This window comes from Asaia bogorensis (assembly GCF_900465345.1).
GTDB classification, from domain to species: Bacteria; Pseudomonadota; Alphaproteobacteria; order Acetobacterales; family Acetobacteraceae; genus Asaia; species Asaia bogorensis_A.
The window spans coordinates 1-10,968 of the sequence record NZ_UEGO01000017.1 but is presented as its reverse complement, the minus strand read 5'-3'; the positions used below and the strand labels follow the sequence as shown (position 1 = coordinate 10,968).

The window sequence follows — 10,968 nt, the reverse complement described above, 5'->3', positions numbered from 1 at the left end:
TCGAATGGTGGCCGGCCGCCTTTGCTCCCATCGCCATAGCCAAGCCCTTCGACCAGCCACGCACGGAAATACTCGAAATCCACCGTCTCCTGCAAAACCTCAAGCGGATCGCCATCCTTGCTCAATGCATCAAGGTGATCGCTCAAACTGAACAGGGACTTGGGATCCATAGTAGGCCTCCGTGATCGCGTAACTTCAATGAATCACCATAGCCGTCCAAACGCTACCGGTTTTTGCGGGTCTCCAGCTTGTTTGGAACAATCGCGACTGCCTGGCTGCAATGGACCGTGCCGGGCCTGCAAACTGTAACGGTATGCGCCCTGACCAGCCTTGGTGCGAGCCTGCAGGTCGACGCCAGGATATGCATCGGCACCCGCCCCTCTCTTTTCCCGGCGAGCGCGCCTCCGTCCCCCGGCGCACCGCTCCCTGTCGTGACCGATAACACGATGGATGCCTGGCTGAAGGCTCTCCCTACCGAGCCCGATACTGATGCAGGAGGCTGGTTCAACAACGCAGGTATCCCCACACGCATAGGAGACCCGACATGACACGCAAGATCAATGAAACCGCGCGCGTCGCTCTTGCCCTAAGCGTCGCATTCTGGGGCGAAGCATGTCTTGCGGCACCTCCTTTCATCGCGCCGAATGGCCTGTCCCCCGACACCGCCATTGGCACGGAACGCCTGGCTGATGGCACACCCGCCGTAACGCTCAGAACGATGAACACTGCAATTGCCCAGAACCAGAAGGCTCTGGACGGCCTGGCTCTGCAATCTGTCAGCAAGCCCGATCTCGGCGTGGCACTTTCGCCCTATCTCACTGTGTCGCAGGCCGCCTCACGTTATGCCTCGTCCTCCGCCATTGCTGAGGCGGTAAAGACCGAGAGCGACCGGGCAACCGCCGCTGAAGAGGTTTTAGGCAATCGCATTTCGGACATGCAGGCGAAGTCGGTCAGCCCCGAGAGTTTGTCCGACATCCTGTCTGGATATCTGATGACGAAAGACGCTGATTCACGCTACGCGACGGCGACTACGTTGTCCTCAGCCGTCGCGGGTGAACAGGCACGTGCAACCCAGGTTGAAAACAGCCATGCAGATCAGATCACTGCGCTTCAAGGGTCGAGCGTGAGCAAGTCCAGCCTCTCTGACATCCTGAGCGCTTATCTTACGACCGATTCCGCCTCGCACAGCTACGCTACGCCTGCTTCTGTCTCTGCTGCGGTAGCACCCAAACTCGACAGGGACGAAGCGGCCCGTACTTATCTGCCCGTCATAGGGGGGAGTGTCAGCGGCCCCATCAAGGGCGGCTATTATCTCCCGACATGCTACACGCAGGCCGAACTTCGAGCACTCCCTACCCCATCGGGTATGGCGCTGGCCTGCTACTGGGATGCCAATAATCAAAACAAGGGTAACCTTGCCGTATATGCTCTGGGTGCATGGCGATGGGTTGGGTTGGGATCTCCAATCTGATCACGTTAGCCGCAAAACGGCTGGTTGAACCTCTCGGTCACGGAGCGTTCGTTCCGTCTGCCCCTGGCACTCAGTTCCTACGCCTCTCATTCGTGACAACACAAGCTGAGCCTTGCGGAACATGCGGCCTGCCCTCAACAGTGGATGCTTCCTCATGAACGAGGCCTATCAACCCCAACCATGGTGGGCTGCCGTCGTTGGAGGTATTCTTTTCACAATAAGATGGCTTATCGGGTTTGGGGCTTCCAATGCTCGCAGCACCATCGCTTCGCAACGCGAAGATCTTGCTCGACTGAACGCCCGCGTGGACAAACTCGAGCAACGTGAAGAAGGAAACCTCCACCTCATCGAGGAACTGCGCCAGCAGAACTCCCTCCTGCGCGAACTGCTCTGGCGCTCGGGTATTGCTGTGCCGCAGGCCTGAAGCTGAAAGATCGCCACCAAAGCGCCAATTGATTCGCTGTGGGCGGACGCTTAGCGCCACAACTCGGGAGAGAGAATATCCGGCCCATCAGCAATCGAAAAATCGACGTCACTCAATTATGTGAGATTTACTGGAGATGTCGGGTCTTGAGAGTGCACGCCCCATTAACTCCAAACGACAAATGCTGCGAGCCGGGCTTGATACCGGCTTGTGAGGGATTGGTCAGGAATCCCGCTCTACGCTTCGAACACCAATTAGTCCGCTCCACTTGATGTCCACCCTTGGGACAGACCCGGACCGGCCTGCCGTCAACAACGCTTCAGCGTGTCCTTCCACGCTGTCACAGCAGAGAACGGGACCGCATTGCCTGACAATCTGTGGAATGCACGGAAATATCTGGGTGACGTGATCTCTCTCAAGGCTCGCGGCAATGCGAAGAATAGACAAGCGGTAGCATCGCAGTCGCTCGACTTGAAACCGACGCTCGCCGATCAGATCGACGCCGGAGCGTTCGGGTTCAAAATCCACCTTGAGCACTATGAAGAAGTGTCGAGGCCAATAGATGCGATGCGCTATCCACAGGGTCGCAAACTTGCGGATGTCCAGGGGAATGTGCAGCTGAGTAAACTTGCTGGGTTCCTCGACGCCATTGAAAAAGAAGAAGAACAAACCGGAAAGGCGCTTGCAGATAGCGTGACACCAGAACAATCCAAGCCATTGCAGGATCTGCGTGACGACGTGTGCCTTGCCTCTCGTATTGATTTGGGGAAGGCGCGTGGCTCGGATACCAACTTCGATCCCATGACGACAACGCGCTTAGCCGGCGTAGCGCAGGGGGCCGCTCTCAAGCTGGCGGCTATGGATGTAGGATTGATTGAAAATGGAGTGTTTGTTGGGCTTCTGACAAATGGCGCAGAGCAATTGGTAACTCGCCGCATGATCAGCCGTATGGGCAACACTCAGGATGCCACGTTGACCCATCTGGATAACACCTTGATCAACTTCAATCGCGTAGGCGTTGACTGCCAAATGCGCAGTCCATGTGGGCTGCACGTCGACCGTGGATCACATATGGAGTAAAAGATAGGTAAGCCACTAGAAGCATCAACGCGATCGCTTAAGGGGGATCGAAGTGCTCCTGATCATTGTATGAACCCCTCTCAAACCAGACCAAAGAGCCCCGGCACGATCAGGGCCGCTCAAAGCGTCCCTCCTCACCCAGAAATACTCCCAGACACAGCACGCTGCGGCAGTGATGAGGATGGTCAGGCGGCGAGATTATCTGACCCAGTGAAAACCGTGCGCCATGAGCCTGGATAATGCTGGAAAAGCTGCAACATCCGCACAAGGCAGCCATAGGGCCATTTTCAAGCCTTCCCGCCCGACCGCTTCGAAATTCGCGTTCATATCCTTGCGCATGGCGAGGAGTTCCGCCTGAAACTCTTCTGAAAATTTCAGCCGTATCCTTGGCGCTATGCTCCAGGACAGAGACGCGCGGGGCTATGTGGTTCATACTGCCATTATCCCCACCTCCACCGCCATGTTGGACAGATTTCAGACGTTCAGCGAGGCGCCTGCCCTCATTCTCGATCTGCTAACCCCATTTCTCGGAAGCTCCCACCACTCGAATTCCCTGAACTGAGTGTTTATCCTGTCAGCGCCCCCCAAATGACTCTTCCAGAGAGCGTTCAATCATCTCACGTGTTTCCGGATTTATCTCACCTCGGTATTGCTCAAAAGCACTCTACATGATCGCCGGAGAGCGCAGTTGGGAGAGATTAGGCCTTCATATGGCCTTGGTCGGATCATGAAGGGTCAGCACTCTATCTGTCACATCTCCATTCCATCACCCCGCCCGGTCTCGGGTTCACGTGCTGGTATCACATCAGCGACGCCAGTCCGTTGATTTTGTCAGCCAGTGCTGCAACCAGATGCTTGATTTCAGTGGTAGCGTCAGACTGATCGACCGCAATATTCAGCCGTTCTGCGTCTTGCTGGAGTTCGGAGACCAACTGATGGACCTCTGAGTTAATGCCGTCTTCGTCGTCGATTGATCGGTATGACATAGGTTACTCCGGTGAAAATCAAACAGTGCGCCTTGGCTGACTTCCATGTCCAGCCCCACTCGTGATCCGCTTCCAGCACGACGGGGTTACATGCATTGCGCCTTCATACGAAAAACATCGAAAAGTGATACTCTCGCAGGCGATTGAGGAAGTATAGATATACGCCCGGAGCCAGATCAACGACCGTTCGTTAAGAGCGATTGTCCGACTGCGTTCGTAACGGATTGAGCGCTGTGTTCGTCAGTGGATAACTTGCCGCACATGCGACCATAGCAGCCCCAGGGTTGACTGAGGATGCGTAGTAGGGGTGGTTTTGAAACGCTCTGCGCCGCCATTCACGCTGCCGTGAAGTGTTTGCGGTAGATATTCGCCCCGGTGTCATCGGCGGGGGCGTTTTTCGTTTTGGGATCAGTTTGTCGGATTTTCAGGCGCGTCCGGAAGGGGGGCATTTTCCCCCGGCTTGGGCTTTGGGGCCGGATGGCTGGGATCGTATGAAGGCGTTGGCTTTGACATCATTTGGGCTTTCCTCCGTCCTCGGGATGATCCGGATGCTCAGGCGCGTCGTCCTGCTGCGGGCTTGTGTCGGGATACGGCTCAAACGGCTCGTCGCTCCCCGGCTTGGCTGGGTTCGGCTTGTTTGTCATCGTCGTTTTCCAGAGGTGAGATGACCCAGGTAAATTGAAGCCCAGGGGTTCCCTAATCAACCGACACTCTCTCACCAGGCGGCTTTTTCGTTGTGCCAAGGGTCCGTTCGCGGTGCAAAAAGCATACGACCCGCCAGCAATGACCGGACGGGAAAATCAGTTCGATATCCCCCATGCGTCGGCTTCCATTCATTCTGCCGTTCGTGATTCCTGGCGCTGCGTTCGCGCAGTCTCAGACGGCCAATCCCGTAACACCCTTTTCGGAGAGGCAGCGAGTAGGCCCATCGCTCAACCGGATCGTTGCTGTCCCGTCATTTGTCATCCCCTTTCGCAGATGCTTCTGCTCGGCAGGCAGCCGCGCCGGTCGAGCTTTACAGCTACGGGCGCAGCGTCGGGACGCAGAGTTCCCCGATTTATATCAATCTCGGCAACGCCCTCTCTGGATATCTTATCCAAACCCAGACATCTCGGACCTATCTCCTGCCCTCTGGCGGCACGATCACGGGTGGCTACTACGTACCAAAGTTTCATCGCGTAGCCGCAATCAAAACGCTGCCGCCACCGAACACGGTAGGATATTCCTGCTACCGAAACCCAAATAACAGCAACCAGCCGAACCTGGCAGTGTATGCACGTGGGTCGTGGCGGTACCTCTCTCGGGTCAGCGCTGTAACGGGTGATGTCGATTTCATCACTCATGGCGAGTGATGTTCGAGTTGCGTGGCCTCGGCCCGGAAATGCATACAGTGAGGGTGGAACAGAGTGCCACCAATGCGAAGCTCGACAAAATCCTGGGTAAGCTCACCTTGTGCGCAACGATTGGATGGGTTGTGATCACTGCCACACCGGCTGCAGTCGTGACGATCCGAACGCACATCCCCGTGGCACACCCATGACCGGCATCGACATCGCAATCGCGCTGATCGCATGTGACGACTTAGAGGGGCTGAATCTGCGTCCCTATCTCTGCCCTGCTAATTAATGAACCATTGGCTACGGCAACCGCCTCCATCGCTGATGGCACACCTGTCACAGCAGCGACGAGACCGATCACCTAAGCACAGGCCCTCGACCTGCTGCGGTAGTCGAGCGAGATAGACATACGGATTGCGAACGTCATGCCTTCTTCGGAGGCAAGGGTAAGCTTTACCATGAGATAGAACAAAAAAGCGAACAATAGCGGGAGTCGATTAAGACCGCCTGGACAAGCAAAGGGCGGGTCGAAAGCCGCCTCAACCTATCACCACGATAATTGCTGCGTGCCGAGCTCGATACTGGCTGTCGCTGACGGACTCTCACGAGCCGATGGGGCCTGCCCACCGAATAATCGTCTGACATGCATGCTCTGGGCAGGTGAGCCGCATGATCTCGCTTAGGAAGCACCCTCTCCCGCCTGTCCATCCACACCGCCGCAGCCCCCCACAGAATCCCACGATCGGGCAGGTAATCACATGCCTGACTGTTCGGATATAGCCAGAGATTGTATGGCTTCCACGCGTAGGTTCGAACCAAGATCGGCGGAATCAAAATCCGCTGTCCTATCGGTTAGACGATAAGGAAAAGCTGACGGCGGCTGGTCCTCAGTTCTTCCCCGCCTAGTAGGACTCGACGCGACGGCGAGAGAGATGCTTCCGCTTTCGTTTCGTCAGGTGCAACGACTGGCAAGATGTCGTTAGGACCGCCATCATGACGACCCACGCAGACGCAGACGCAGACGCAGACGCAGACGCAGACGCAGACGCAGACGCAGACGCAGACGCAGACGCAGACGCAGACGCAGAATCGCACGATCTGCCGGGTCAGTACAAGGGGAAACGACTCGCGAGAAGTGGCACGGTTCTGGCACAGCTTGACACGATATGACTCGGCTCAGAACGTACCCGAATGCACCTAAACGGGCGAAGGCCCGGAGTGGTTAATCTTCGAGAAACGGCAGTTTTCTGCGGGTGAGGATGGTGGGTGCGACAGGGATTGAACCTGTGACCCCTGCCGTGTGAAGGCCGAAACCGCCCCGTCAAAAACGGCGGAATACTGCCACTTTCTCGTTGTCCGAACTATCGCTGCACGGATTTTGCACACCCTGCGTTTTTCCGTCCAGCCACGCCCTGATTTCCGGCGCATAAGCATCCGGCATCTTCTTGGCGTAGCGCGTCACCATTGTGATCGTGCTCCATCCCCCATCTTCCCTCAATGCCAATAAGTCACGATGCAGGCAGTAATGCCACGTCGCCCAGGTGTGCCGCAGATCGTGTGGCGTCACCTCTGGCACCCAGACCCGCTTTGTCTGATTCGTGCCCTTCGGTATCCACTCGCGCCAGTGGCCGGGCAATTCAGCATCACGGCAGGCTCTGGCCCATCCGTTCTTGATCTGGCCGCCACTCGTTCGCCCGTTGTTGTGATACCGCTCCCCCACTTCCTTGCCCGACCGCGCTCCTGCAGGACGCCTGGCCCGCACCGGGCGGAACACATGGCCCTCACGATGTTCGAGCGCATCCAACGCCGTCACCACCACCGCAGGCAGATCGACGTGCCGTTCCGTGCCCTGCTTCTGCCAGACCACCGCCCGCGCCCCCTTGAGATCAACGTGGCGCCATTCCAGGTCCAGCGCCTCCGACATTCGGACGCCAGTACCGGCCAGGAAGATCAAGAGCGGCTTGAGGTGATCGGCTGCCGCATCGATCAGCGCATCGACCTCAGCCGGCCGCAGGTAGATCGTGCGAGACGCTGCGACTTTCGGACGTTCAAACGCCGGACGTTCGCACCATTGCCGTCGAGCGGCAAACTCCAGCACGGCTTTGAGAGGGGTCAGGACGCCGCGCAGCTTCGTCGCCGGGCTCGCACCCCGGCCAGAAGTCAGGATGCGGCCATACGCCTTATCAACGGCGGCCTGATTTATGTCGCTCAGGCGCGTCGTCCCGAAATGATCGAGCAAACGCCTCAAGTGAGCCTTGGTAGTCTCAGACCGTTCCTCAGCTTCAAGATATGCCGTCAGGGCGTGGGCGAACGTGACGACTGCACGCTTGCCATAGACGCTCTCCGTCCAGAGTTCCGCTTCGCGTTTGGCCCGGTAGGCTTCGGCTTTTTGGGGGTCAGAAGTGCCTGCGCTCTCGAAAACGCTTTGTCCTCGGACGGTTCCGCGCAGGTAGAGCCGGTCCGTACCGGCGCGTGAGACGACTTTGAGGGACATTCCAGACTCAGCAAAAGGCGGTTGATATCATCGGGCAAAAACACGATCCGGCCCGGCCATCTTCGATGCGTGGGACCGCCTGCGAATTCAGGTGTATCACGCAGATGCTCCATGAGCTTGCATCGTCCAATCCGCCCCTTGAGCCGGTCGAGAACATCGCGGACGACCAACACCTCAGGCATTCCCTCACCCATCCGCCCTCTCCTTCCGATGCTCCACAAAGTCGGCATAGATCGCAGCCATGACCTCGGGTGGGGCCTTGAGCGCGGCCATGACGCTTAGGACCGTGTTGATGGTGCTGTTCTGGCCCTTGATCAGAAAGCCGAGCGTGCTCGTGGAAATTCCTGCTTCCACGGCTACGCTCTCTTGCGACCGACCTTGTGCGACGATCATGCGCCGCACCCGCTCGCCCAGGAGGCGGTTGAAGGGGGTGGGGTCAGTCATGCTGCTCTCCTTACCATCAAGCCATAGCCGGCATTCGCAGCGTTGGTCAGCGCCTCTACTCCACGCACGCCGATCGCCATGAGAACCACGCCCATCGGCGGGCTGCTCGCGATATTGCCGTCAGGCTGGATGAATTTCGTTTTCCCAGCGGGAAACAGCATCGCATCCATCTTCGGGGCGAACTCATGGAACCAACCGGACGAGGTTAGGGCGGAAACCAGGGCCACGCCGTTGCCATGCGCCACGAAGCGCGATAGCCACGGCACGACACCATTGCGACCACCAAACGGCGGGTTCATCCACACGAAACCGCACCAGTCTTGCGCCAGGCCATTTTCCGCCTTGGTGAAAAAGCTATGGGCCGGGACGCTCAGGAACGCGCGCCCTTGTTCCGGTTGGGCCGGATCAAGATCGAATTCGACCCCCATCGCAGCAAAAACGCATGGCGGGGTATAGTGCTCGTCTGACCGACCTGGCTTGAGGAAACGGACCGTCTCACCCATGCTCGCCTCCCTCGCGGATGGCTGCCATTGATCCATCGCGGTTGATCCATGCGCATTCGCCCGGATTTGCTTCCACGGGGTTCCGCGCAATGTCCCAAATGCCAGGAACGCTGGAAACCCCTTGATCGGCTTGACGACGATACCAGCCAGTATCTGGGCCTGACGTTGCAGACATATTGACCAGAACACGCCTCATACGCTCGTAACCTGTTGCGAGAGAGCGGATCAGTGCCTCGCTCTTCTCCCGCTCTGCTGCCACAACCTCGGCTATCCGGCGCTCCATCGCCTTGCGCGCGTCCCGCTTACCGGCACGAAACCCGGCTTCGTAGTCTAGGCTCATGACCGGTCCTCCGGCTTGAAGTGGCGTAACGGAGAGTGGATTACCTGCCGAATGGTGCCGCTCTTCATCGCGCCAAGCTGGGCCTCCAACTCCTTCACCCGAGCCTCAAGCGCGGCGACGTTGGCGGTGCCTTGGTCCGAGGTGCGCAACGGTCGGACGTAATGACGAATGACTGTCCCGTCCTCGGTATCCCAAGCGCTGGCCAACTTCCAACCGGCTTTCTGCTCATCCTCGTGAAGCGGAGGAAGCGTCTCAACATCTGCGCGAGAAAGCTCATTCCCTTCGGTTGCGTCTTCCCAATCGTCTGTGATGTAGAGGCTTTCGATGCCCAGAGCTTCAAGCCTCTCCCGCGCCTCGGAGATTGAGACTTCATCGTTGCCAAAGAGCATGTCAAAGCGCGCCAAAGGTGGGGCACTCTGATCTTTCTTGCGCATATCCTCGACCAGCCACGCAAACGATGCACCAAGCGCGGCGACGTTGGCGGGGCGAAGATAAAGCCCATCCTGCAGGTTGTGATGCGGAACCGACGCTTTGACTGGCTCTGCTGATATGGTGGTCATGTAAGACCCGCCATGTGATAGGTGCCACCGCAAACGAGCTGCGTTTACATAGCAGGTCGGCTGCTCCATCCCCTCCGCATCCTTCCGGCGCTGCTCTGCCGCACCCCGGGCCTCGGCTTCGATAAGCTCCTTACGCAAGCCTTCCTCGGTGAAATCGGCCAAGAAATGCGGACCGAAATGAGACGCAAGCTGCGCCTCCCGCGTCCGAAAGTCCGCGCTCTCCGGCTTCTGTTCGCGGGTCATGGGGTGGTTCCTTCACACCGAGACGCGACACTGACGAGTTCCTCGGCGATCCAGCGAGCGAGGTCGGGGTGAAGATCAATGCCCCTCCACCCGTCTGTGCTGAATATCGTAAGGCGTACGAGATTGTCGGGAGTTCTCGAAACATTTAGCCCGAGGGACCATTTGTCGCTCTCCGGGCGGCGACCGCCGTCCTGAGCACTATCGTCACTCATCCCCGTCTCTCCCCTGCGCTCCGGCCCTTCACGGCCTCCTGCGCTTGTCCCTGCGCCGCTATCCGGTCGCGTATTGTATCCTGTGCCGCCTGCTCTCTCGTCAGGCGGTCCGCTATTTCCTCGTCGCCCGGGTCAGTCATGCGGGCACCTGTTCGAGCATCTCAAAATAGATCCGCTTGCAGGCCCGAACATCGACCAGCGCATCATGAGCGCCGTCCAGTTCTTCGCCGTAGAAATGGCGGATGCACTCGGCCAGGCTCGGCACCTTGGGCTTGTCGCCATACCCTGCAGCAATCATTCGCTCGGTTGGAGGCAGGTTCACGATCGGTGACGCGTTCATCATCGTGCAGACCTGCCGCTCGGGCAGCTTCCAGCCACGCCCGGCGCGCGCAAACATCGTGCCGACAATCTGCCGGTCAAACTTGATGTTGTGCGCTACGATCGTTTCGGCAGCGCAGCACAGATCATACATTGCCCCAGCTGCGACCACTTCGCGGATACCGTATCGGCTCGCCTTCTCTGTCGTGATGCCATGCACCCTGGTTGCACCTTCAGGGATAATCCATCCGTCAGGCTTGATGATGACGCTCAACTGCGCCTGCTCTTCGCCTCGCTCATCCGTGATGATGGCCGCAAGCTGAACGACATGCGGCTGGTCCTCGTGATTGGTGGGGAGGCCATAATTCGGCAGGCCTGTGGTTTCGGTATCGAAAAAGAGGATGCTCATGCTGCGGCCTCTTCCAATCCACCTGTTTCCTCCAGAACTACCCCATCATCGTCATGCTCAAGCGCGTCGAGCTTGGAAGGCGCTTCCGCCTCAACCCGGATCGTCGGCGCAGCGGTATCCTGTGCGTCGTTCTCGTCGTCCCGGCGC

Annotated in this window: 14 protein-coding genes; 4 read left to right on the top strand and 10 right to left on the bottom strand. The window is 58.3% G+C overall.

The features are described 5' to 3' along the window. Positions 1–248: 248 nt before the first annotated feature. The 4 genes from ED655_RS08825 (at position 249) to ED655_RS08810 (ending at position 2,975) form a co-directional block, all read left to right on the top strand. Positions 249–548 carry a hypothetical protein gene (locus tag ED655_RS08825; RefSeq protein WP_122049868.1) on the top strand — a complete coding sequence of 100 codons (300 nt, stop codon included), beginning with the start codon at positions 249–251 and terminating at the stop codon, positions 546–548. Beyond that, positions 545–1,471, top strand: coding sequence for a hypothetical protein (locus tag ED655_RS08820; protein WP_122049867.1), 927 nt, complete (start codon positions 545–547; stop codon positions 1,469–1,471). Before ED655_RS08825 ends, ED655_RS08820 begins: the two co-directional genes overlap by 4 nt. A gap of 154 nt (positions 1,472–1,625) precedes the next feature. Next, complete coding sequence (locus tag ED655_RS08815; protein ID WP_162993454.1) at positions 1,626–1,895, top strand: hypothetical protein; 270 nt, start codon at positions 1,626–1,628, stop codon at positions 1,893–1,895. A gap of 363 nt (positions 1,896–2,258) precedes the next feature. Beyond that, positions 2,259–2,975: a hypothetical protein gene (locus ED655_RS08810; RefSeq protein WP_162993453.1), complete on the top strand. Its 717-nt coding sequence runs from the start codon at positions 2,259–2,261 to the stop codon at positions 2,973–2,975. 800 nt (positions 2,976–3,775) lie between these two features. Here ED655_RS08810 and ED655_RS08805 read toward each other — a convergent pair. From ED655_RS08805 to ED655_RS08760, 10 genes are all read right to left on the bottom strand, one after another. After that, positions 3,776–3,961, bottom strand: a complete 186-nt coding sequence (locus ED655_RS08805) for a hypothetical protein (RefSeq protein ID WP_122049864.1) — start codon at positions 3,959–3,961, stop codon at positions 3,776–3,778. A gap of 512 nt (positions 3,962–4,473) precedes the next feature. Then, positions 4,474–4,605 (bottom strand): hypothetical protein, encoded by a 132-nt coding sequence (locus tag ED655_RS15985; RefSeq protein ID WP_255345446.1) that lies wholly within the window; start codon positions 4,603–4,605, stop codon positions 4,474–4,476. A 1,684-nt stretch (positions 4,606–6,289) separates the two neighbouring features. Continuing rightward, a complete protein-coding gene (locus tag ED655_RS15545; protein WP_162993452.1) occupies positions 6,290–6,451 on the bottom strand; it encodes a hypothetical protein in 162 nt (53 codons plus the stop codon). Between the two features lie 168 nt (positions 6,452–6,619). Then, positions 6,620–7,792: a tyrosine-type recombinase/integrase gene (locus ED655_RS08790; RefSeq protein ID WP_122049861.1), complete on the bottom strand. Its 1,173-nt coding sequence runs from the start codon at positions 7,790–7,792 to the stop codon at positions 6,620–6,622. 186 nt (positions 7,793–7,978) lie between these two features. Then, positions 7,979–8,236 carry a helix-turn-helix domain-containing protein gene (locus ED655_RS08785; RefSeq protein ID WP_062164645.1) on the bottom strand — a complete coding sequence of 86 codons (258 nt, stop codon included), beginning with the start codon at positions 8,234–8,236 and terminating at the stop codon, positions 7,979–7,981. After that, positions 8,233–8,739, bottom strand: a complete 507-nt coding sequence (locus ED655_RS08780; RefSeq protein ID WP_122049860.1) for a DNA N-6-adenine-methyltransferase — start codon at positions 8,737–8,739, stop codon at positions 8,233–8,235. Before ED655_RS08780 ends, ED655_RS08785 begins: the two co-directional genes overlap by 4 nt. After that, positions 8,732–9,079 (bottom strand): FliH/SctL family protein, encoded by a 348-nt coding sequence (locus ED655_RS08775; RefSeq protein WP_122049859.1) that lies wholly within the window; start codon positions 9,077–9,079, stop codon positions 8,732–8,734. The genes ED655_RS08780 and ED655_RS08775 overlap by 8 nt, the downstream gene beginning before the upstream one ends. Further along, positions 9,076–9,882 (bottom strand): hypothetical protein, encoded by an 807-nt coding sequence (locus ED655_RS08770; RefSeq protein ID WP_122049858.1) that lies wholly within the window; start codon positions 9,880–9,882, stop codon positions 9,076–9,078. The genes ED655_RS08775 and ED655_RS08770 overlap by 4 nt, the downstream gene beginning before the upstream one ends. Before the next feature lie 208 nt (positions 9,883–10,090). Further along, positions 10,091–10,234, bottom strand: coding sequence for a hypothetical protein (locus ED655_RS15540; protein ID WP_162993451.1), 144 nt, complete (start codon positions 10,232–10,234; stop codon positions 10,091–10,093). Continuing rightward, entirely contained in the window at positions 10,231–10,821 is a 591-nt protein-coding gene (locus ED655_RS08760; RefSeq protein WP_122049856.1) for a 3'-5' exonuclease, read from the bottom strand. The genes ED655_RS15540 and ED655_RS08760 overlap by 4 nt, the downstream gene beginning before the upstream one ends. Positions 10,822–10,968 lie beyond the last annotated feature (147 nt).